The sequence below is a fragment of the Snodgrassella alvi genome (assembly GCF_002777425.1).
GTDB classification, from domain to species: Bacteria; Pseudomonadota; Gammaproteobacteria; order Burkholderiales; family Neisseriaceae; genus Snodgrassella; species Snodgrassella alvi_B.
This window is the reverse complement of record NZ_MDVC01000106.1, coordinates 17032-40792: the sequence shown is the minus strand read 5'-3', so window position 1 is coordinate 40792 and position 23761 is coordinate 17032. Positions and strand designations below refer to the sequence as shown.

19 protein-coding genes are annotated in these 23761 nt (G+C 44.9%); 9 read left to right on the top strand and 10 right to left on the bottom strand.

The window, feature by feature from the left end; genetic code table 11:
- Window positions 1-130: 130 nt before the first annotated feature.
- Genes hda through BGI33_RS10055 form a run of 3 tightly spaced genes read left to right on the top strand, consistent with a single transcriptional unit; the run spans window position 131 to window position 1948 of the window.
- Window positions 131-799 (top strand): DnaA regulatory inactivator Hda, encoded by a 669-nt coding sequence (gene hda / locus BGI33_RS10065; RefSeq protein WP_100091045.1) that lies wholly within the window; start codon window positions 131-133, stop codon window positions 797-799.
- A complete protein-coding gene (locus BGI33_RS10060; protein WP_100091044.1) occupies window positions 796-1461 on the top strand; it encodes an HAD family hydrolase in 666 nt (221 codons plus the stop codon). Before hda ends, BGI33_RS10060 begins: the two co-directional genes overlap by 4 nt.
- 10 nt (window positions 1462-1471) lie before the next feature.
- The gene (locus BGI33_RS10055; RefSeq protein ID WP_180297079.1) at window positions 1472-1948 is read left to right on the top strand and encodes a GNAT family N-acetyltransferase; all 477 of its coding nucleotides are present in this window, start codon (window positions 1472-1474) and stop codon (window positions 1946-1948) included.
- Window positions 1949-2055: 107 nt separating this feature from the next.
- Here BGI33_RS10055 and BGI33_RS10050 read toward each other — a convergent pair whose 3' ends face one another.
- Entirely contained in the window at window positions 2056-2430 is a 375-nt protein-coding gene (locus BGI33_RS10050) for a hypothetical protein (protein WP_100091042.1), read from the bottom strand.
- Between the two features lie 476 nt (window positions 2431-2906).
- On the opposite strand from BGI33_RS10050, the gene BGI33_RS10045 reads away from it, so the two are divergent.
- On the top strand, window positions 2907-3122 hold the full coding sequence (locus BGI33_RS10045) for a hypothetical protein (RefSeq protein WP_100091041.1): 216 nt from the start codon (window positions 2907-2909) through the stop codon (window positions 3120-3122).
- A 17-nt stretch (window positions 3123-3139) separates the two neighbouring features.
- Window positions 3140-3430 (top strand): DUF4760 domain-containing protein, encoded by a 291-nt coding sequence (locus BGI33_RS10040; protein WP_180297078.1) that lies wholly within the window; start codon window positions 3140-3142, stop codon window positions 3428-3430.
- 604 nt (window positions 3431-4034) lie between these two features.
- Here BGI33_RS10040 and BGI33_RS10035 read toward each other — a convergent pair.
- Complete coding sequence (locus tag BGI33_RS10035) at window positions 4035-5303, bottom strand: glycerate kinase type-2 family protein (protein ID WP_100091039.1); 1269 nt, start codon at window positions 5301-5303, stop codon at window positions 4035-4037.
- Window positions 5304-5334: 31 nt separating this feature from the next.
- Window positions 5335-6192, bottom strand: coding sequence for a LysR family transcriptional regulator (locus tag BGI33_RS10030; protein ID WP_100091038.1), 858 nt, complete (start codon window positions 6190-6192; stop codon window positions 5335-5337).
- 114 nt (window positions 6193-6306) lie between these two features.
- Between BGI33_RS10030 and BGI33_RS10025 the strand changes: the two genes are divergently transcribed.
- The gene (locus tag BGI33_RS10025; protein WP_100091075.1) at window positions 6307-6726 is read left to right on the top strand and encodes a DoxX family protein; all 420 of its coding nucleotides are present in this window, start codon (window positions 6307-6309) and stop codon (window positions 6724-6726) included.
- A gap of 850 nt (window positions 6727-7576) precedes the next feature.
- Here the strand turns inward: BGI33_RS10025 and BGI33_RS10020 are convergent.
- Together BGI33_RS10020 and BGI33_RS10015 are read right to left on the bottom strand one after the other, a co-directional pair.
- Entirely contained in the window at window positions 7577-11479 is a 3903-nt protein-coding gene (locus tag BGI33_RS10020; protein ID WP_180297077.1) for a translocation/assembly module TamB domain-containing protein, read from the bottom strand.
- Complete coding sequence (locus BGI33_RS10015; protein ID WP_257379385.1) at window positions 11479-13362, bottom strand: autotransporter assembly complex protein TamA; 1884 nt, start codon at window positions 13360-13362, stop codon at window positions 11479-11481. The genes BGI33_RS10020 and BGI33_RS10015 overlap by 1 nt, the downstream gene beginning before the upstream one ends.
- A gap of 311 nt (window positions 13363-13673) precedes the next feature.
- On the opposite strand from BGI33_RS10015, the gene kdsA reads away from it, so the two are divergent.
- Window positions 13674-14513, top strand: coding sequence for a 3-deoxy-8-phosphooctulonate synthase (gene kdsA, locus BGI33_RS10010; protein ID WP_100091074.1), 840 nt, complete (start codon window positions 13674-13676; stop codon window positions 14511-14513).
- A gap of 82 nt (window positions 14514-14595) precedes the next feature.
- Here the strand turns inward: kdsA and BGI33_RS10005 are convergent, their stop codons facing one another.
- Complete coding sequence (locus BGI33_RS10005; protein ID WP_100091035.1) at window positions 14596-15162, bottom strand: adenine phosphoribosyltransferase; 567 nt, start codon at window positions 15160-15162, stop codon at window positions 14596-14598.
- A 195-nt stretch (window positions 15163-15357) separates the two neighbouring features.
- Between BGI33_RS10005 and BGI33_RS10000 the strand changes: the two genes are divergently transcribed.
- Entirely contained in the window at window positions 15358-17568 is a 2211-nt protein-coding gene (locus tag BGI33_RS10000) for a RelA/SpoT family protein (RefSeq protein ID WP_100091073.1), read from the top strand.
- Between the two features lie 426 nt (window positions 17569-17994).
- Here BGI33_RS10000 and BGI33_RS09995 read toward each other — a convergent pair whose 3' ends face one another.
- The 4 genes from BGI33_RS09995 to BGI33_RS09980 all read right to left on the bottom strand — a co-directional run bounded on the left by BGI33_RS09995 (window position 17995) and on the right by BGI33_RS09980 (window position 21888).
- Window positions 17995-18330, bottom strand: coding sequence for a hypothetical protein (locus BGI33_RS09995; RefSeq protein ID WP_100091034.1), 336 nt, complete (start codon window positions 18328-18330; stop codon window positions 17995-17997).
- Between the two features lie 602 nt (window positions 18331-18932).
- The gene (locus BGI33_RS09990) at window positions 18933-19427 is read right to left on the bottom strand and encodes a hypothetical protein (protein ID WP_100091033.1); all 495 of its coding nucleotides are present in this window, start codon (window positions 19425-19427) and stop codon (window positions 18933-18935) included.
- Window positions 19428-19479: 52 nt separating this feature from the next.
- A complete protein-coding gene (gene uvrC / locus BGI33_RS09985) occupies window positions 19480-21342 on the bottom strand; it encodes an excinuclease ABC subunit UvrC (protein WP_100091032.1) in 1863 nt (620 codons plus the stop codon).
- A 99-nt stretch (window positions 21343-21441) separates the two neighbouring features.
- Window positions 21442-21888: a DUF4124 domain-containing protein gene (locus tag BGI33_RS09980; RefSeq protein WP_257379384.1), complete on the bottom strand. Its 447-nt coding sequence runs from the start codon at window positions 21886-21888 to the stop codon at window positions 21442-21444.
- Window positions 21889-22074: 186 nt separating this feature from the next.
- Here BGI33_RS09980 and guaB point away from each other — a divergent pair, with 186 nt between their 5' ends.
- A complete protein-coding gene (gene guaB / locus BGI33_RS09975) occupies window positions 22075-23535 on the top strand; it encodes an IMP dehydrogenase (protein ID WP_100091031.1) in 1461 nt (486 codons plus the stop codon).
- Window positions 23536-23761 lie beyond the last annotated feature (226 nt).

Below are 23761 nucleotides of genomic sequence, written 5' to 3'. Positions count from 1 at the left end.
GTCCAAACAGTACTGGCAGACATAAAATCCTTATTCCTCAGCAGAATTACTCCATTGTGCTGCTTGAAATAAACAAAGCAGACAGCGTACAATCAAAGGCCGCACTACCTTTTCAAACTGGTCTACCGTAGTGAACCAACTGATATTTGACTTTGATGATCGCAGCTATCCCGGATTTGATAAATTTCTTGGCCATACCAATGCAGAATTGATTTACGTATTACAACAGCAGGCCGACCCATTTATTTTTGTCTGGGGAGAGGCCGGCAGCGGTAAAAGCCATTTGCTCAAAGCATGGGTGGCACAAGCACAGTCGCGCGGGTTGAAAGCTGAATATGTTGATGCCGCCAGAGAAGGCCTTGGCTACTGGCTGTTTGATCTCGATTGCGTTGCCGTAGACCAGATTGAATTACTTAGTGCCACCGAGCAGCAGCAACTATTTTCTCTCTTCAACCATTTTCGTAACAGCCGTCGTGGTAACTTACTCCTGAGCTCAGCCATCCCGCCCCAGCAGCTCATGATTCGTGAAGATTTACGTACACGCATGGCCTTTTGTCTGGTGTACGAAATCAAGCCATTAAGCGATGATGAAAAATTCAATGCTCTGGTAGGCATGGCACATGCGCGGCAGATACCTGTGGATGCCGAAGTTATCCGCTACCTGCTTGCTCACTGGCGGCGCGATCTGGACAGCCTGCTTCTGATGCTCAATACCCTGAATGACTACTCACTGGCGCAGGGACGGCGCATCACCCTCACATTACTGCGCCAGCTACTCAAACAACAGGAACATGCATGAATCTGGCTATTTTTGACCTTGATAACACCCTGATTAACTGTGATTCGGATAATGAATGGCCGAAATATCTGCTGCAAAAAGGATTGGTAGACAAATCATTTGTCGATATGAAAAACGACAAATTCTATCAGGATTATCTCAATGGCTGCCTGGATATAGATGAATTTCTGCAATTTCAGCTCGCTCCACTGGCACGTTTCAGCCGTGCTGAACTGGATGAAATGCATACCGAATACATGCGCGACTTTATCGTGCCGCATATTTCTACCATGGCAAAAATGCTGGTACAGGGGCATCGTGATGCCGGTGATGAAATGTTGCTGTTATCCGCTACCAATGAATTTATTATCGCTCCGATTGCAAAAACATTTGGTATTCAGAATATTATCGGCGTACAGTTAGAAACGGATGCAGCAGGTAATTACACCGGACGCTATATTGGCACACCCAGCTTTAAAGAGGGCAAAGTTACCCGCCTGCAACAATGGCTGGTACAGCGCGGGCAGCAGCTGAGCGATTTTGCCAAAGTGTATTTCTACAGTGATTCGCACAATGATCTGCCACTGCTGAAGGAAGTAACCGACCCAGTGGCCGTTAATCCTGATGAAAAACTGGCGCAATATGCGCGCCGCCATGGCTGGCCGATACTCAATTTCATGTAAAGGATGCAGCATGAGCGCAACAGAAAAAATGCAGATTGTCGATTATAACGACCGCTATCAGTCTGCTTTTCGGGATTTAAATGCAGCATGGATAGCCAAATACTTTGAAATGGATGACCGCGATTATCAGTTACTCGATAATCCCAGACAGGCCATTATTGAAAAAGGTGGCTACATACTGGTTGCACTGGATAATGGAAAGCCCGTAGGCGTATGCGCGCTGGTAAAACTGGATGGTGATCCCTACGATTTTGAACTGGCCAAACTGGCTGTAGCGCCAGAAGCTCAGGGCAAGCACATTGGTTCACAGCTAATAGAGGCCGTGATAGCCAAAGCGCGAGAGCAGGGCGCGAAAAAACTGTATATAGAAAGCCATACCAGCCTGAAACCGGCCATTCATCTGTACCAGAAAGCTGGCTTTAAAGAAATCACCGACCATCCCAGCTCATTTAAGCGAGTGAATATCCAGATGGAGCTAACCCTGTAATACTCGGAACATAGCTGCATAAATAGTTGTGAATCACGCCGGTATGTGGCAAAAAAGCCAGTATATCTGTCGAACGGATACACTGGCTGCTTTTTAGCCTCAAAGCATTATTGTTTTATGGTGCTCGCATGATATAGGCTGATAGCAAGTGCCTGTTGCCTGATTTCGGCCATACAGTACCACAATCCTCCTATCAGTGTATTCAAACTGCCAGAAAAACTCAGCATTTCTGTCATACTCACCGTAGCCATGCCACCCAGATTTTCACGTTCTATTAACAGCTTGCCCAGTATTTGCATTAGTTCCTGTAAAATATAATCTTCTGATTCGCAGCAGTGTAGCAGCAGTGCAAGGTCTTCTGGGCTAATCAGTCTGGCTTTTTCTGCTACCGATAAATCTGGATTGCGAATAATACCTATAGCCTGAGCATTGAGCAGAAGAGTGGCGGCACCGTCTGCCAATTGTGGTGATAATTTAGTCATAGCATATTTCCTGTTTCAGTATTGTTATTGAAAATAGCTATACTATTAATAATGATTTATGCATTCGCAGAAGAAACTGTTTTGAGATAGGTATAAAATGCTGAATTGATAATTTTAAAAAGAATAAATATCGTCTCTATAGATAAATTTATCAATGGAACTTATTGAACAGTGAACTACTTCAAATACTCAGATTTTATGTTATCTGCTTGAAGATAAGTTTAAGTAAATAAATAGAAAATTTCGATCTGGATATGAGTGTGCTGGCTGCGATCTAGATATAATAGTAAACAGGCTGTTGTTGATACAGTAATAATCGGAGTAACCATATGCTAAACTATATAAATAATTATTGATTATTGGTAACTTTTTGATAATAATGTCTTATGTAAATGGTAAGTTTATTTATTTTGAAAACGAATTATGCCAGCCATAAAGGATTGAATTGATGAAAAGAATTTATTTTGAAGGTTGGGATGGAAATTGAAATTACAAAGCAGGCCAATTTAATACTTGGCGAATCGTATGGCTTCTGGGTGCAAACAGGAGCAGTAATTTTATCTGCGATTACTGCTGTTTATGTTATTTATTTAAATGGGAAAAGGGAGCGTAGACGAACTACTATTGATTTAATCATTGCTACGGAACAAGACAAAGTTTATAAGGAAAATATGCAAGTATCAGCAAATTAATTAATAATGATGTTTGTTTGGTTAATTATGCTGAATTTATTGATACTGTGCATGAACAATTAAATAATATACGATACGTATTGAATCGACTTGAATTTACTGCTTTAGGTATCCGTAGAAAAGCTTTTGATGAGAAAATCTATAAAGAATATATTTGTACAAATTTGCTAAAAATCTGGGAAGCTGTTGCACCCATAGTAGCAGAGATTCGCAGAAGAAAAGAAGTTTTCACCTATCATCAAGAAATAGAATGGCTATCAAATAAATGGGAAAATAAAAAAGTAAACAGAATCAATTCAGTTAGATAATATCTTTTAAGTTAACATTAAATTGTTAATTGATTTGGCATTTATTAAAATAAATCATATAGTCAAGATGGAGATGATATTGAAAATCTAACCACAAATTTCAGGTCAGATATATGGGATATAAAGTTCAAATTTACATTGCAAAAAATTTGTTTATAGTACCAACAGACAATATAAATTTCTATTAAGTTATCTATAATATTTTCAGAAAACTATTTCTATAAATTTATAAATATCATTTAATAATTATATGATTATAATCAACTAAATCACCTTTATGCATACCTGCAACGATTAATATAGGAAGATTCATAGCGGCAGATATCAATCTTGCCTTACTTGCTCCAGTAAAGATTTTAAGTTCGGCATAATATGGCTATTCCTGCAATAGTAGTAGGCAAATTATCACAACTAAAAGTAATCTTTTGAGCACATGCCGCTAAAAGAAATAATATGAATAAGAACGTTATTTTTTCATAATTGTTAGGCATCCTTGTAAATACGGAATTATTTATATTGGCAGTTGTATATATAAATATATGATTTATATTAATTGTTTATGAATTAAGTCTGAGCAGGCTAATTTCTGTTGTATTCAGTTCTGTTATAGCACCAGTATGGCACGAAAATCGTTGATATTGGTGCGGGTGGGGGTGGTCAGCAGTAGTTGTTCTGTTGAGGCAAAGAAGTCGTAAGCACGGTGTTGCTGGAGCATGGTAGTAGCGCATAGTCCGGCCTGCTGTGCTTTGAGCAGGCTGTCTGGGGTAAGCCATGCGCCGGCGTTGTCTTCGCTGCCATCAATGCCGTCGGTGTCTGCAGCCAGGGCGTAGATGTTATCGACACCATTCAGGGCAATAGCCAGTGCCAGCAGAAATTCGCTGTTACGGCCGCCACATCCCTGTTGCTGGTTCAGAGTAACGGTGGTTTCTCCGCCGCTGAGAATTAACAGTGGTTTGCTGTTCTGGCGCTGATGACGCTGAAACAGGGCAATTCCGGCCATAACCTGAGCAACTTCCCGTGCTTCGCCACCAATACGGTCGCCCAGATAAAGTACATCGATATTTTGATTTTGTGCCCAGTTTTGCGCGGCGCTGAAAGCCTGATGCGGGGTAATGATGATATGTGCGCTGCTGTTAGGCAGTTTTTTAGGCGTTTCTGCTTCGGCTGTGTGCAAATAGGTGGCTACACTGGCAGGCAGGTTGAGCTGATACTGGTTTACGATATGTTCAATGTCGGCCAGTGTGGTTGGATCAGCTACTGCGGCGCCGGAACCAATGGTGCTGATATCGTCGCCGACTACATCGGAGATGGCCAGTGTGGTGATATGTGCTGGCGCAGCAGCTTCTGCCAGCCGGCCGCCCTTGATGCGCGACAGATGTTTGCGCAGGGTATTCATGGCTTCTATGGGGACGCCGTGGCTGAGCAGCTGGCGGTTAATATATTGTTTATCGGCCAGTGTAATACCCGCTACCGGCAGGGTAGTCAGGGCTGAGGCACCGCCTGATACCAGATAATATACCTGATCATCTGCATTTAACCCGCTTACCGCATTGAGTAAAGCCTGAGCGGCTGCCTGTCCGGCAGAATCCGGCAGGGGATGGCTGGCTTCCAGTACTTTGATATGCTTTGTGGGTACGCTGTGGCCGTAACGGGTCACAACTACGCCGGATAGTGGCGGATAATCGTGTGGCCAGATTCTTTCCCATTCAGCGGCCATGGCTGCTGCTGCTTTGCCTGCGCCTACGACAACTACCCGTCCACAGGGCTTTTGTGCTGGCAGCCACGCGCTCATTTTATTAATCGGGCTGGCTTCTTTGACGGTGTAATGAAACAGTTGCTGTAAAAAGCTGATGGCGTTGGCGTGGTTGAGCATGCAGTTTCTCCTAGGGCTGTTTGGTTGAATTTTAGTGGTTTTGGTCGGTTGCAAATTTCATGGCCAGAAAGTCGATAAAGCTGCGTACTTTGGCACTGAGAAATTCGCGGTTCATATAGGCGGCATACAGAGTATGGCTTTGGGGACAGGCGAAGTGGTCAACAGCTTGTAAACGCTGGTGTTCGATATCTCCTTTTATCATCCACTCGGGCAGGTAGGCCAGTCCCATATGGTTGAGTGCCATCTGGTGTAATAGCAGGGCGCTGTTGCTGGTGCAAGCAGGGATAAGGGGTAAATCAAGATGGACATACTGTGGTAACAGGCCATAGTGCTGTTTCAGATCGGCGATGGTGTGCGGTATACCGTGCTGGTGCAGATATTGCGGGCTGGCTACCCATAAAAAATCAATTTTGGTAATGGGTTTGACAATCAGGTTTGGTTCGGGATGATTGGTAACGCGCAGAGCCAGATCGATTCCTTCGGCCACTAAATCCGTACGCCGGCTGTCGAGGTAGATGGATAAACTTACATTCGGATATTGCTGTCGGTATTCGGCCATCAGTTCGCCAAAATGACGTGAGGCACACCAGTTGGGGGCGGTAATTTTAAGCAAACCCTGTGGTTTGATTGTACCAGCCTGAGCAATGTGTTTGGCTTCGGTAAGCGTATCAAGTGCTTCTACACAGCGGTGATAGTATTCCTGCCCGGCTTCGGTAAGGCTGATGCGGCGGCTGGTGCGGTTGAGCAGTTTTGCCTGTATGCTTTTTTCCAGATGATGCAGGTGCTTGCTGGCCATTGCAGTGGAAATATCCATGAATTCAGCTGCTTTGGTAAAGCTGCCTAATTCTACTACATTACGGAAAACCCACATGCTTTGTAATGTGTCCATTTATTTTTCTTTACAGGAAATAATTATTCTATAAAAATGATATCGTTTCTCAATGGTAAATTCAATACACTGCCGTTCGTTTTCTTTATTTATGAACAAAGAGAAGGAATTACCATGATTTCTATACAAAAAATTCATGCTGAGGATGCCGGCTATGCACTAGGTTTACTGCGTATGGTTACAGGGTTTTTGTATATTCAGCATGCCACGGCGAAATTCTGGCAATGGCCGCTATCCATGACTGATGGACATGGTGCGGTGCCGCTATTCTCGATGATGGGCGCGGCAGGTGTGTTGGAGTTAATTGGTGGTGTTTTATTGTTGCTTGGTCTGTTTGTGCGGCCTACGGCTTTTATTCTCTGCGGCCAGATGGCAGTGGCGTACCTGTTTATTCATATGCCGTCTGCCGGTATCCATACTTTGCTTATGCCACAATTGAATAAGGGAGAGATGGCGGTATTATACTGCTTTATTTTTCTGTATCTGTCTGTTGCAGGTGGCGGCTGTTTGGCGCTGGATAACCAGCGTAAATAATTTTTTGGATTAGCGTCAGTAATTGATTTGCTGATGTATATAGGAGCAGGTATGTAGCTGGCATACCTGCTGGAACTGTGCTTTTGGACAGCAATATCAGCCGGGTACGCGCAATGCTAGTAAAATTATGCCAGTTTTGAAAAAACTGTCAGGTATTGGTGATGGTTTTATATTACTTATGGATAATTATTCGGCATTTACTAGCGGCGTGATTTTGATTCGATAAAATTAAAATAACTTTAAATTTACGCTAAAAATAGCATCCATATTGCATTGCAATGCTTTGGTCGAAAATAATTGTTTAGCTTACATTGCTGTCAGTTGCTTAATAAAATAATTCGAATTTTAATCTTATATTAAAAAGATGATAAGGATAAAAAAATCGAATAGATATACGATTAAATTATTTTTGTGTATTCGATTGTCTTTGTTATCTGCTATTCTGGGTGAGAATTTATTATAAACAATGTTGACTTGTTGCCAATATTGGCGCTGTTTTTGGTTTTGTTTGTGCTGATGATTATAAATTTTATTATTTTTATCAGTAAATTCGGCTGTAAGTCTGTAAATTGCTGATATCTGTATTGTTATGATAATTAAATATACCTAATGCTGGGTAAAATAATAAAGCCAGATGTGCAGTATATGCAAAAAAGATTCTGGAGTTTTAATTTGCTTGGATGTTATAGAGAATTAAGTAGCCAGTATGGGTATAGATTATTTATTTATCTTAATTTAATTAATCAGCCCCGAACAGATTAAGCCAGTTATAAAGTTTTCAGAGTGCTTGTGCCCATGTTAAAAAATTATGCTGGTTCTACACTCTGAAAACTCTGATTGGTGATGTGCTTTAATCAAAACGGCGGGTATAACGGATTTCACCACCAGCTGATTCGGTACCCACATGTATGATGCTTTGCAGGGCGCGGCTGATCTGGTAGGTAATGCTAACTGTCTGGGTGGCACTTTCAATACCATACAGATAGCTGACATACAGGTTGTTGGACAGATGCTTGCCGATGGTAATGGCCTGTTCTGCCGGATTCATTTCACCAGTCTGGCTATTGCGGGTTTGCTGGCTGGTGAGGCCGATTTCGTCGAGCAGGCCGAGTTTGTCGTTCAGGCCACCGGCCAGCCAGGCACTGGCGGCGGCAGCAATGGCTGCTTCGTCGCCGGCACTGCCGCTGCTGGGGCGGTTCAGTATCAGCCATGACAGTTTGTCTTTTTCGCTCATGGGCTCGTTGGCTATAAGGTTAATGCGCGGGCTGTCGAGGCGACCCAGTGCTTCAACGCCGGCGCCTACCTGTGAATAACGGCGTTTGGCACGGATTTTCAGGTTGGGATTGTCCATCGGGCCGACAAAGGAGATGGTGCTGCCATGCTGAATGACCAGATACTGTCCATAAGCTTTGTACTGGCCGCGAACGACGTTTACGGTACCGACAATCTGGATGGTGCTGCCAGGGTTGGCGGTGGCGGTAAGCTGACCGCCAAGCAGGACATCAATGCCTTCGCCGCTGAAGCGGAAGGCGTCATTCATGTCTAAATCAAGGTTGAGGCGGATTGGGGTAGCACGCTGCTGTTTGGCTGTTTTTTCGCGACCGAGTACGACAACATCGTCGTCCAGTTGGGGCATACCGGATTTCTGCATGCCAAAGAGGCCTTTATCTACTTTGAGTTTGCCACTTAAAACGATGCCATGGGCAATGGTGTAAAGTAGTTGGGCGTCACCGCTGAGGGTGAGGCGGCGGTTTACCTGGTCGAAGATGTTGTAGTGGTCAAGGTGGGCGGTAACGTTGATATCAGGCGTGAGTTTGGTCATGTCAACAACGCCGTTGAGTTTGATGGTGCCATCGCGGCGGGCAAAGCTGAGGCTGTCAATTAGCCAGCGCCGTCCCTGAAAATGGCTTCGGAGGCTGCCGTTTTCGAGGATGGTACCGTTGGCCTGATCGCGGTAATAAAGGTTGTCGCCGATGAGGTTGCCATTGAGCAGGGGTTCATTCAGGTGGCCGCTGATGGTGGCATCTGCATGCATATTGCCTTTAAGCTGCATGCCGATGGGCAGCAGGTTACGGGCGGTGCTGAGGTCGGGGCTGTCGATTTTAATGTGTCCGCTGATGGGCGCGGTGCTGATTTTGCCATTGCTGTTAGGGGTAATAATCAGTATGGCATCGGTAGTGCCATAACGGGTAAGGCCGTTCAGGTGGTTATTGATATGCCCATTCTGAAACTGGGTATCCAGCCGTACGTTTTGTAAGCCAAGTTTTTGCTGGTGCTGGGGCAGGGTGATGTCGCCGCCCTGTTGATAGAGTTTCAGATAGCCTTGCATATTATGGCTATAGCTGAAGTTCCAGTCGCCACCTATGACCAGATTCTGTTCGACGGGTAATTCGATGACGTTGTGCAGTTCGCGCAAGGCCAGATTGCTGGCTGTCCCCCGGGTAGTCAGGCCTTTGTTTTTGTCCCAGTTGAGATTGCTCAGGTTAAGGTTGCCACCCAGTGCTGCCCAATGTGCATTCTGCATGTTCACGCGCTGGGTTCCGGCTTCGAGCTGGATGGGGTTGAGCAGTTTCAGATTGAGGACGCCGCTGATATCCAGAGCGTTAACTCGTCCACGCCACTGGTAGTTTTTGTCCAGACCGCCATGAGCGTTGATATTCAGATGATAGGGTTTCCCATCCAGAGACAAGTTGCTGCTGCCCTGTAACTGATGCTGGCTGCCGCGGCCGTTGATTTTGATGTCGGTGTTGTTGATTACGGTGGGTTTGCTGCCGTCACTGCCGGCGATGTCGATGTGGTCGGCAATCATGTTTACCAGCAGGGGCTGATTGATGTCTGGAGAACCAATGATTTTGAAATCCAGCTGATTGATGTTGAGTAGCTGACCGATTTGCAGGTTGCGTGCTGCGCCGTTTAAATTGGCCGTGATTTTTTTCGGTTCGCCGGCGATAAAGCCTTTGGTGTTGAGCAGGCCTTTCAGGCCAAAGCCGAATAGTCCCAGATTGGGTGCATTGATGTCGAGATTAAGCTTGTCGCTGGCTTTGCCGAAGCTGCCATTGGTGAAAATCCGGTTTTGGCCGGCAATAAGGTTGATGTTGGCCTGTTCCAGATGCTGATTGCGGTAACGGATAGTGGCTTTGCCTGAAAGGGCTGCACCGGAAAGTATGCTGTTATGCCATAGCATGTCTGCCTGAATGGCTGGTTGTTGTGCCAGCTGGCCGTTAATTTTAATGTGGCCGTTAATGCTGCCGCTGGGAAAGCTGGCATTGACTCTGGCAGGATTGAAGTTGTTGCTGTTGATGATAAGTTGCAAAGCTTTGTTCTGATACAGTGCCAGACTGCCCTTGGCATTGAAGCTGCCGCCGCCATTTGGTGTCAGGTTTAATTTGTCGAGTATCAGGGTTTGCTGATGTTTTTGTTCATCGGTAATAATCTGGATGGCACCGTCGCTATTGCCTTTTTCGCTGGCCAGCAGCCATTGAGTGGTTAAGCCATTAAAGCTGCCGAAAACGCGAATATGGCCATTGAGTGAGCCAGACAGCGGTGTGGTGAGCGCATCACTGGCGTAGATGCGTAACAGTTCACTGTTGATGTCGAGCTGTCTGGCTGCGTTGTCTACACTGCCGCGGGTGATGATTTGTCCCTGTTGCAGCAGGCGTGTGGTCAGGGCAGGTAATATCAGTTTGCCATTACTGTCGATGTTGATGTCGCCATCGATGCTGCGAATAGGTAGTCCAGTGGTTTTGGAACCATTATAGGCACGGGGTTGTTCATTGCCGAGTTTGATGTGGCCTGTAAGCTGGTTTTTGCTGTCATTGACTGGCGCCAGATTCAGGTCCAGGTTGAGATTAAGGTCGGCAAAAGGTAGGCTGCTGCTGAAAGCTGCCGGATTAATGTGGCGGCTTTGCAGGTTGATGCTGACGATTTTGTGATTTAGTTGCAGGGCATAGGGTTTGAGGATGGCATGGGTACGAAAGTGGATATTGCCACCATCCAGACGGGCAAAGAGGTCGGGCTGTTGCAGGCTGCCCTTGATGAGGGCTGCACTTTCAACTGCGGTTTTATCAAGAGTACCGTTGCCGTCAAGTTGTCCGCTCAGGGCAAACGGCGTCTGGGTAGCGATGCTTACTGTGCCCTGAAGGTTTTGCCACGGGGTATTCAGCTCATTGAGGACAAGCTGGTGTTTGCGATGATCATAAATATAGCTGGCCTGACTGGCGAGTATAATCGGCGTTTGATTTTTGCCAAGGGTAAAGCCGCCAAGCTGAAGCTTATCAATATTAATCTGTAGTGGCAGACTGATGCTGTTGGGCAAGGTGGAAACAGGTTTGTGCTTGGATTGGGGTACGCTGTGGTTGATGTAGTTGATTTTACCTATGTCCAGTAGCTGTACGTGAAAGCGTCGTTGCCATAGTTCGCGGTTGTTCCAGTTGAACTGAATTTTAGCAATGGATAAGTCAAAATCGCGGTGGCTGACGCGAATATCGGTGCCGGCAAAACCACGCCAGATGGTGCCTGTTAGCTTGTCCGTACTGATATGCACGCCAAACCATTTTGGGATGGTGTGAACGCTGAAACGCAGACCTGATTCGGTACCAGCCAGCCAGCATAATATGGCGATAATCATGATGAGTAAACCAAGCAGAAAATACAGGCTGGCTTTCAGCCAGTGTTTCCAGAGTGGTTTGCGTGGCGGTACGGGTGCAGTAGTGGTGGCTGATGATTCGCCTGAATTGAGTGTGGTTTCAGCCATTAGAATTTGGTTCCCAAACTGATAGACCAGCGCCATTTTTTATCATGATGGCCATAGGCAATGTCAAATGCAAATGGAGCCACAGGGCTAAACCAGCGTACGCCGAAACCGCTACCATGACGCCATTGCATGTCACTGAAGTTTTTTGAGACAGAACCGGCATCGTGAAACAGTGCCAGTGCAACATCTTTATACACCGGAATCTGGTATTCCACACTGGCTACAGCCAGTGTACGGTTGGGTAAAACCGAGTTTTGTGAGCTGTTGATACCGATGCTGTCCATTTCATAGCCGCGTACGCTGTTGGCACCACCGGCGCGAAACATCAGGATGGAAGGTACATTGACTGTATCACCGGTATGTACATAGCCAATCTGGCTGCGTAATACCCAAGTGCCGTATTTTTTGTTTTCTGGTGTGAAATAGTAGCCGCCACTGGCAGTTACCCGCTGCATGGATGCTGATGACAGCAGTTTACCCATGGTGGTGCCGATTTTACCTTCCAGATAATAGCCATTGGCCGGACGCAGCTGAGTTTCGATATTTTGCCGTTTCCACGAGGCAGTAAGCATGGTGGCGTAGCTGTGTCCGAGGTCGGGGCCGTTTTCAATTTTGCTGCTTTCGGTAACATACTCAACGCCAACACGGGAGTCAATTTCGTCACGGTCGCGTACTTTCCAGAAGCCGCTGGATAAGGCGCGGCTTTGAAGGTGTTGTACAGTAGAGTAGGTATAGTTGAGATTGCTGGTCCAGTAGTGGCCGCGGTTATTACGTGGCTGGCTCAGGCCGATGCCGAAAGTGGTTTCGTAGCGGTCGGTATCGAGCAGGGTAGAACCAACAAAGCCTTTATGAAAAACATTATAGTGGTCATAGCCACCGCGGAAACCGGGGCCATTTTTGGTATCGTAGCGTAAACCAAAGGTGAGTTTCTGGCGCTGCATTTCGCTTACTTTTACCAGCACTGGCACATGGTCGTTTTGCATATGGTCAAAGTCTGCGCTGACAACAGCGTTGCCATAATGACTATCCTGCTCCAGTGCCTGCTGATAGTCGAGCAATTTGTCCAGATCATAGGGCGAACCCGGGCTGAAGCTGGCCATGCCGGTAACAATGGAAACAGGATAACGCTCATTACCGCTAACCTGAATATCACCAAAATAGACAGGCTGTTTGCTGTCTACCGTGAGCGACAGTTCGGCCTGATTTCTTTGCGGGTCAATGGTGGCTCGGCTGGCACTGATGGTTGCCAGCGGATATTTTTTGCGCACTATGGCGGTAAGTACAGATGATTTACTTGCCGACCAGTTACTCTGGGTAAATGGGTCACCTACTGGCAGCACCCAGTTGTCAATGGCGCTTTTGTAGTAATTGGTCAAACTGTCATCAGCAGTAACATTGCCGGTAAGGGAAACATCCACATTTTCAATGTGGGTACGAGGACCAGTTTCAATATGGACAATGTAACCATTGGCCTGTTTCTCCACATTTACTCTGGCATTGAAATAGCCTTCAGTTTCAAGCATGGTTTGTGTCTGTTCCGGCGCTTCTTCGGCCAGAAAGCTGACCTGTTCGTCATCCAGATCTTCAATTAGCTGTTGAGTAATCAGTGGCAAATGGTCATTAATCAGTTTGTGCAGGGTTGCATTATCTATATCAATGATGACAGGAACCCGCGGCGTTTTAGGTGGCTGGGGTTTTCTTTCTTCACGATGTTCCCGGCCATGCAGCAGTCTGTGCAGCAATCCGGTTTTAGGTGGTGGAATATCGTCATCTACATCATCACTATCCGCTGGCAGGCTGGCTGCCCATACCAGTGAGGTAAGGGAAGACAGTAACATGCTCAATAGCAACCAGTGCAAGCGTTTCTGCGTGAAGTATGCCAAGATTGATCCTGAATGGTTATAAAGTTGTTACTTTTAAAAGGATAAAATTTATGTCAAGTGGGTGTGGCAAAGTTATTTTGTTATTGTAGCGCGAAAATAGTTGCTAAACCTATATCTGAAACGGTGCTATTTGCAGATTAGAGTAAAATATATCTGTAAATTTGTATTAAAAGGTTTGATATGGTTAATGGTTATCAGAGTCATGCCGGTTTGGACGCTGGGCTGACTATTTTGTAGAATGCTGGTTTTGTGGTGGTCTGGGCATTGATGTCCATGAGCCGCAACCTTACTGAGGATTGATTGTGACCAAGATTATTCGTGTAGGCAATATTGAAGTAGCTAATCATTTGCCGCTGGTGTTGTTTGGTGGCCTGAATGTACTGGAAAATCTGGATTTGACTTTGCGTACCTGTGCACATTATGTAGAGGTAACACGTAAACTGAGTATTCCACTGGTGTTTAAGGCATCATTTGATAAGGCCAACCGTTCTTCAATTCACTCATATCGTGGTGTGGGTCTGGAAGAGGGAATGAAGATTTTTACGGCGGTGAAGCAGGAATTTGATGTACCGGTGATTACTGATGTTCATGAACCTTTTCAGGCTGCGCCGGTGGCCGAGGTGGTTGATGTGTTGCAGTTACCTGCATTTTTAGCCCGACAGACTGATCTGGTGGTGGCGCTGGCACAAACTGGTAAAGTGATTAATATCAAGAAACCGCAATTTTTAAGCCCGCATCAGATGAAAAATATTGTGGAAAAATTCTATGAAGCCGGCAATAAACAACTTATTCTGTGCGAACGTGGCAGTAGCTTTGGTTACGATAATCTGGTGGTTGATATGCTGGGCTTTGGCGTAATGAAAAAAGTTTGTGCTGATTTGCCGATTATTTTCGATGTAACCCATGCCTTGCAGCAACGTCAGGCAGATGCAGCCGCTTCAGGCGGGCGTCGCAGTCAGGTACTGGATTTGGCTTTGGCCGGTATGGCCACCCGTCTGGCTGGTTTGTTTCTTGAAGCGCATCCAGACCCAGACAAAGCTCTCTGTGATGGTCCCAGCGCTTTGCCATTAGCGATGCTTGAACCATTTTTGGCACAGGTTAAGGCAGTAGATGATTTGGTGAAAACCATGCCGGTACTGGATATTAACTGAACATAAACTGACACTAAAAAAGCAGGGTTTTAAAAACCCTGCTTTTTTATCTGTCTGGCTGAAAATCAGGCAGCAAGAATTTTTATTGCTCAACTGAACCGGAATTCTGATACAGAGTAAAAAGAGGTACACCCTCATCACGGATTTTTTTGCCGCCGGGTAAATCGGTAAATTCGATAATCGCGGCGGCTTCCACCACTTCTGCACCCAGCTTGCGAATCAGCTTTACGCCTGCGGTCATGGTACCGCCAGTTGCTACCAGATCATCCACCAGCAATACACGGGTACCGGATTTTACCGCATCAGTATGCATTTCAATGGTAGCATGGCCATACTCAAGCTGATAACTTTCTGCAATGGTAGTAAAAGGCAGCTTGCCTTTTTTACGGATGGGCACGAAACCTACATTTAGCTGATACGCCAGCGCAGCACCGATAATAAAACCACGTGCATCCAGACCGGCAACAACATCGATTTTCTGCCCCATATAACGGTAAACCATTAGATCCACCAGCAAACGAAAGTACTGCGGACTTTGCAATACCGGAGTAATGTCGTGAAATAAAATGCCTTCCTGTGGCCAGTTCGGAATTTTGCGAATTTTTGCAGCCATCGCGTCAATACCTATGACTTCTGGGTGAGTCTGCATTATAAATCCTTTAAAAATAAAGACTATATGCGAAAGTTATAAACGCAGGACGAGCGAAGTTATTTGCATATAGTGTATGCGAAAGGTGCGCATAATAGCACTATTCCCATTTTTCTACAGCCCATTATGAAGCAGAAAATGATGGCTTTTGGTACAATTGCCAGCATAATTTACACAAATCAACAGGTTGATAACATGGTTAGCACACCTGATCAAGTTCTTGCCACCAATTCCTGCTCACCCTGTGTCTGGTTAGACGATTATATTGCTTCTGTATCGCCGGCCATGGGAACAATGCTGCGGCATGCACAGGTTTTGGTCAACAGTAGCTATCCGCAGGATGCGGTTACTTTTTGTGGCGAAAACCTGTATACCAATCTGATGATTGCCGCCAAAACAGTAGCAGATATGGATTTAATGGCTGATGCTGTAGCCGCTACCATGCTGAGCTGTCTGCCTAACTATGTAACCGATTGGAAAAACATTGTACAAGAACAATGTGGTGACAGTGTAATGCAGCTGGTGACTGGTTTGTATCAGGTACAGAAGCTTACCTATTTTGTCAGCATCAGCCCGCCGGCTACTCAGGAGGAGCGTCAGCAGCAGGCAGAAGCAATGCGCCAGATGCTGCTGGCGATGGTGTCCGATATCCGGGTGGTATTAATCAAGCTGGCTATGCGTGCTCAAACCATGAATTATCTGAGCAAGGTTACCGATGAGGTATTGAAAAAAACGGTTGCCAAGGAAACCATGACAGTATTTGCACCTCTGGCCAATCGTCTGGGGGTATGGCAGCTGAAATGGCAGCTTGAAGATTTAAGCTTTCGCTACCAGAACCCGGATGAATACAAAAGAATTGCGCGCCTGCTGGATGAAAAACGGACAGAGCGGCTGAATTATATTGAGCATTTTGTCGAAACCCTCAAACAGCAGTTGAGCCGGCTGAATATGCACTTTGAAGTAGCAGGACGGCCAAAGCATATTTATTCCATTTACCGCAAAATGGTAAAAAAGAAGCTGAATTTTGATGGCCTGTACGACATCCGTGCTGTGCGCATTCTGGTAGACACTGTGGCAGACTGTTATGCCACGCTGGGGATTGTGCACAGCTTGTGGCAGCCTATTCCGGGTGAATTTGATGATTATATTGCCCATCCCAAACCCAATGATTATCAAAGTCTGCATACCGTAGTGGTGGGGCCGGATGACAAAGGAGTGGAAATCCAGATTCGTACCTTTGATATGCACCGGTATGCTGAATTCGGCGTGGCAGCGCACTGGCGCTATAAAGAAGGCGGCAAGAGCAATGAAGCCTACGAGCACAAAATTGCGTGGCTACGCCAGTTACTCGACTGGCGCGAAAATATTGCGGAAAGCGGTAATGACCGCGAAGATTTGTCGCGTGCTTTCCAGACTGAACTTTTTAACGATACCATTTACGTCCTGTCTCCGCATGGCAAAGTATTTTCCTTACCAGCAGGTGCCACGCCGATTGATTTTGCCTATGCTTTACACACCGATATCGGTAATCGCTGCCGTGGTGCCAAGGTGGACGGACAGATTGTGCCTTTATCCACGCCACTGGAAAATGGTCAGCGCGTAGAAATCATTACCGCACGGGAAGGCAAACCTTCAGTAAACTGGCTACATGATGGCTGGGTGAAAAGCAATAAAGCCATCAGCAAGATTCGTGCTTATATTCGTCAGCAGAATGGCGAGTCGATACGCGAGTCCGGTCGTACCGCACTGGAAAAACAGCTAGTGAAAATGCAGGTACAGCCGAATACGCATAAACTGGCTGAGGCACTTGGGTTCAATAATGTAGACGACTTATATCTGGCCATGGGGCATGGAGAAGTTACCGGCCGCATGATTCAGAAGGCAGTCGATACCTTACTGGAAAAACCGGAAGTTCCAGTAACCGAAAACCATTTAGTCAAACGCAGTAAAATCAAAAACAATTTTGGCGGTGTGCTGGTGGATGGCGAATCCGGCCTGCTCACTACGCTGGCCAAATGCTGTAAACCAGCGTTTGGAGACAATATTATCGGGTTTGTAACGCGTGAACGGGGTATTTCCATTCATCGCAGCAATTGTTCCTCATTTCAGTATCTGGCGCATATCTCACCAGACAAGGTATTACCTGCTTCCTGGGCTGATGAATCAGCCAATCAGGTTTTTGCCATTGATATCGAAATCCGTGCTCAGGATCGCAGTGGCCTGTTACGCGATATTTCTGAAACACTGGCACGTAATCGCCTTAATGTTACCGCCGTGCAAACTTTATCGCGTGACCTCGAAGCGCAGCTGCGTTTTACAGTTGAAGTCCATCAGGTAAATGATTTACCGCGGGTACTAAGTCAACTGAGCGATGTAAAAGGCGTATTAGCTGTGACGCGATTATAGGATATACTTTTTGTATGTCAGGCAGAGTATCAATTTGTCTCAGAGAAAAACCATAAAAAAGCCACGCACTAAAAACGATACGTTCGTGGCAGCATACCTGAGAATGCACTAAAACACGTTTATCTGTTTATTCAGAGTTTATGTGGCGGAAAAATATTTTTCTGCCAGAGTATACAGACTGGCTGTGGTTTCACTGGGCAGAGTGCCAGCATAATTTTTCGGACAAAAGTGGCGCTGAAAAGCACGGGTTAATTTTCTGAACTGTACTGCATCAGTATCTGCACCAGTAATATCATAGTCATAGTGATTTAACTGCTTCAGAATAGTTGCATTATCAGGTATCCCTAGTTTTTAAACTGAGCGATATAATGTGCTTTAATTTTTGCATCATACCACTACCACCAATAAGCAAATTTTCCGACCAAGTCAACGAACGGTGGTTTTATCGCTAGCAAAGCGCAGATAAAGGTATTTAGTGGTTTTGTTGAAAACAATAATAAAAAGGATGATACCGCGACAAAGCAAAAAGAAAAGTATTGTTAAATAAATAAAACCAAAAGCAAAAATACCCGTAATAGCTGAATCTGAATCCCAATTCAAAGGTAAATAACTTAATAATAAACACCCAGCGTAAAATAATAAAAGTATAAATGCTGCTGATGCTAATTCGATAAATAAAGACTTAAATGCAGGTGGCTGGCTATTGCCAAAGCAAGAAAAAATATCTATGATGGTTTTAAAAAAGATGATAATGTTTAACATTATAAGAAAGCTGATTACTCCACTCCATAAAATAAAATCAAGTGTAATCTGCTTAAAATTATTAATGTATATCCCGCCAAATATTGACATTGTGAATATAAAGTGAAAAATTAAGAACAGCACTGTTTTTTTAATCAGTTGTCTGTTACGTATATAATTTTGAATTCTTTTTAATATTTTCATTTTCTCTAAATAAAATATGTATTATTGAATTGATATATTTGTTTTAATGTAAAGTAGTGTAGACTTACATAGTCAGTATTCAGAATGATATTTTCAATCTGGCCGCATCCATCCCGTGCAAATTGTAAAACCGGTTAATAGTACTTGTTGCTGTTTACTATAACTACCGAGAATATTGTACAGATATAAAATCACTCTGATATTTGCACCTTTGTGGCGGAGGCCGGTAATTGCAAAGTGGTGTGATTCATCATGCACACCGTACAATAAGTGTAGAAGAGAGTAGTGTAATCTAGCCGGATATTACATTACTGATATGGAATTATCAGTTTTACCAGTAAGAAAAAATTTATTTTCTGTTGATTCAGTATTATCCGGCCTTAACCCGTTATCAATAAATAGCGATTCCTATCCTCTGTTCAAGAAACGGTATTATTGTGAGCTGAACGCAAAAAAAGCAATTTTATGGTTTTGGCAACAAAAAGAATAAATAAGCTTATACAGCAACAAAGCAAAAAGAAGAGTATCCATATATAAACAGCTGTAAGCATTGATTCCGGATTGAAACCAATATCGAATGAAACTAATAAATATCCACAGCCATAAAAATATAAGAAAAATACAAGTATGAATAATGTTAATTGAATAAACAATGCCTTAAAAGAAGGCGAATTGTTATCGTTAGAACGTGAAAAGATAGATTTAAGGGTTTTATAGTTGACAATAACTAAATATACAAAAAAGGTAATTAGTCCGCATATACCCAAAAAAGCACACGAACCAGCCTGTTCACAATTATCAAAGTAATACCAGCCAACAGTACCTAATATAAATACAAAATAACTTGCTAATAAGATTACTAATTCTTTAAACAGTTTTTTTGTACGTAAGTTAGTAACAATTTTCTCAAACATTTATTATTCTCTGTAAAATTAAGTATCATTGTATTATATTTATGTATGTATCTTAATGTAAAGCCGCATAGATTTTTTCAGCCAGAGCCAGGCTAATACCTTCAGTCTGGCTTAAATCATGCACGCTAGCAGCAACCACACCCCGTAACCCGCCAAAACGGGTCAATAATGCCTGCCGGCGTTTGCTGCCAATGCCCGGTATATCGTTTAGTGACGAAGTCACTCTGGCTTTGGCTCGTTTCTGGCGATGGCCGGTAATCGCAAAGCGGTGTGATTCATCACGTACTGTTTGCAGTAAATGTAAAGCCGGATTATGTGGTTCTACCCGGATATTGCGCTGCTGATGTGGAATGATTAGCTCTTCCAGACCGGCTTTGCGTTCCGGGCCTTTGGCAATGCCAACGATTGGAATATGAATGCCTAGTTCCTGCCATACATCCAGTGCCATATGTACCTGACCTTTACCGCCATCAATCAGTACCAGATCCGGCCATGTGCCAATGCTTTCATCATTGTCAGCCAGACGGCCATAGCGGCGGGTTAATACTTCACGCATGGCGGCATAATCATCACCAGCTTTGGCTGTTGTAATATTGTAGCGGCGGTATTTAGCCGGCTGCATGGCTTCGTCTTCATATACCACGCAAGAAGCAATAGTGGCTTCACCCTGAGTATGGCTGATATCGAAACACTCAATACGGTTCAGACTTTCAGCATCCATATCCAGTAGTTGTGCCAGTGCTTCAATACGGTGTTGCTGACTGTGCTGTTGCAGCCGGTGTTGTTCAATGGCCAGTTGTGCATTGCGCTCTGCCATCTGTAACCAGATTCGCCTTTCCCCAACGGTATTATGTACAAACTGTATCTGTCTGCTGTTTTCTGCATTCAGCGCGTCGCACAGGCTTTTGGGCAACTGAAAATTGCTGATAATAATATCTGGTTTGCTTTTACCCAGATAATGCTGGGCAACAAAAGCTTCTCCATAATGATTAAGTTTTTCAGCGACGCGATAGCGCGTATCCGGAAAAAAGTTTTTATCTCCAACATGGCGGCCGCCACGAATGCTTACCCAGTGAATACACACGATATCGTTTTGTTCAGTGAGGGCAAGAATATCGATATCGCTGTGGCGTGCATGTTTACTGTCTATGAATTGCTGCGATTGCATCAGCCCCAGAGCCTGAATCTGGTCGCGAATCTGTGCAGCGGTTTCGAAATTCAGCTGTTCAGCTGCCTGCTGCATTTTTGCATGCAATGAGGCTGTTAATTCACTGGTTTTGCCTTGTAGAAAGCTTACTGCGGCTTTTACATTACTCTGATAATCCTCAACACTGATATGGCCGACACAGGGGCCGGAGCAACGTTTAATCTGGTATAGCAGACAGGCACGGTCGCGGTGTTCAAATACACTGTCTTCACAGGTACGCAGCCTGAATACTTTTTGTAGTGTCTGAATACTGTTGCGTACTGCATAGCCATTGGGATAGGGGCCGAAATACTGATTAGGCTTTTTCAAAGTGCCGCGGTAATAGGCCATCTGCGCAAAGCGGTGGCCGCTGAGCATCAGATAAGGATAACTTTTATCATCACGAAACAGAATATTGTATTTCGGTGAGAGTGCCTTGATAAGATTGTTTTCCAGTATCAATGCTTCTGTTTCCGAATGAGTTGCCGTGATTTCAATTCGCGCTACCTGTTTGACCATCAGCTGAATTCTGGGCGATAAATCGGTTTTCTGAAAATAACTGCTAACCCGGCGTTTCAGATTCACAGCCTTACCTACATATAGCACCTTGTCATTAGCGTCCAGCATGCGATATACACCCGGCACTAAAGGCAGGTTTTTGAGAAACACGGCTAAATCAAATTTATTATTGCCTGTTGGACTGGATAAAGTGGCGGCAGTATCGTTCATGATGGTGATTGATCAGGTTAACAACTGTACAGCCATAAAAAATCCATAAGCTGCATACACAACTTATGGATGATAAGTGAAATAGTCAAGAGTAAAGATTTAGTTACAATTAAGACGTACGTCTTCATCATAACGCTGAATCAGTGCATCGCGGTTATTGGTACGCAGACTGTCAGCCATTTTCCGGTTTAGCTGTGCTGTTTTACAGGCAGCCTCACGAGCTTTCTTGTTTTGTGCCTCAATTTTTTTATTTTGTTCGTCTCTCAGCTTATTCTGTTCTTCAATCTTGCGGTTAAGCTGTGCCTGTTGTTCAGCCAGTGAATCGGAACTGGCCTGAGCATTAGGCTGTGGTGTAGCCAGCGGAGTGGAACTATGTGTGCGTACATTGAAACGCTGGGTTTTGGCCGGAGTGAGTTGAACAGGTGCATCTGAATATTCAGTCACACCTCGCTTATCACGCCAGGTGTATACATCTGCCGCACCTGCCATTATCGTGCTGCCTGTCAGGACTATTGCCAGTGAAATTTTCAGTATTTTGTGACGCATATTTACTTTTCCTTCGCGTTTGAAAATATATGTTTTGGCTATTATACGATAAAAAAAACTTCTGTTTGCCGATTGGCAAGATTGTGTAAAAGTATATTTTGCCAGTGTGTCGTAAATTTGTTAAAATTGCTCGCCAATTCCCCTATCTAATTTTTCTCCATCTTCCTCTAAAAAAGAAGCTCTAAAATGCGTATAGTCGAAAAAGCTTACACTTTTGACGACGTGCTACTTGTACCTGCTCACTCTGAAGTACTGCCGCGCGACGTTATCCTGAAAACCCCGCTTACCCGTCATATTAATCTGAATTTACCGCTGGTATCTGCTGCGATGGATACCGTTACTGAAGCCAAACTGGCCATCTCCATGGCTCAGGAGGGCGGTATTGGTATTATTCATAAAAATATGAGTGCTGAACGGCAGGCACGTACTGTTGCCAATGTTAAGCGTTATGAAAGTGGTGTAGTCAAAGACCCGGTAACCATTACTCCGGATACACTGATTGGCGATTTGATTGGCCCCGGCCGCAAATACAAGGTATCCAGTTTGCCGGTACTGGAAAATGGCAAGGTAGTTGGTCTGGTAACCAACCGCGATTTACGCTTTGAACGTAATCTGCAACAAAAAGTAGCCAATATCATGACGCCGCGTGAACGTCTGGTAACAGTAAGTGAAACCACCAGCATCGATGACGCTCGTGAACTGATGCATACACATAAAATCGAGCGGGTACTGGTGGTGAATGCTGAATGGGAACTGAAAGGTTTGATTACCGTCAAGGATATTCTGAAAAATACCGCATTTCCCAATGCCAATAAAGACAGCGAAGGCCGATTACGCGTTGGTGCTGCTGTGGGTGTGGGACAGGATACAGACGAGCGCGTGGCAGCTCTGGTGCAAGCCGGTGTGGATGTACTGGTAGTGGATACAGCGCATGGACACAGTCAGGGTGTGATTGAGCGTGTTCGCTGGGTGAAAAAGCATTACCCGGATGTAGACGTAATTGGCGGTAATATTGCTACAGCAGCCGCCGCACGTGATCTGGTAGCTGCGGGTGCTGATGCCGTTAAAGTGGGTATTGGCCCGGGTTCCATCTGTACTACACGTATTGTCGCTGGGGTGGGTGTACCGCAATTAACAGCAATTCATAATGTGGCTACGGCACTGGCAGGCACCGGCGTGCCGCTGATTGCTGATGGTGGTATCCGTTTTTCCGGTGATCTGGCCAAAGCCCTGGCTGCTGGTGCTTCAGCAGTGATGCTGGGTGGCATGTTTGCCGGTACGGAAGAAGCACCGGGCGAAATTGAGCTGTATCAGGGGCGTTCCTATAAATCCTATCGCGGAATGGGTTCAATGGGTGCCATGAGCCAAGGCTCATCCGACCGCTATTTTCAGGATAATGTGGCCAGCGCCGATAAATATGTACCAGAAGGCATTGAAGGCCGTGTACCTTACAAAGGGCCGATTAACCAGATTATTCACCAGTTAGTGGGTGGGTTGCGTTCCAGCATGGGTTATCTTGGCTGTAAAACCATTCAGGATATGCATAGCAAAGCTGAATTTGTGGAAATTACCGCTGCGGGTATGAGCGAATCGCATGTACACGATGTGCAGATTACCAAAGAAGCACCAAATTACCATGTTCGCTAAATTATTATTGTAAAATCTGATGCTAATGCACTGGGCAATCTGCCGGCAGCCCAGTGCAATAATAAATTTTCTTTTTTATTATTCAGACCAACATTGCCAAAACGAAAAGAATTAGCTAGAATGCATTGCTTACATGGCAGTGTCAGATATACCTATCCCTGCCATTATCAAGCACGTAGCTCACGTCATTTTGCGTGAGATGGCGTGTTTTTTTTTGCCCGTAACT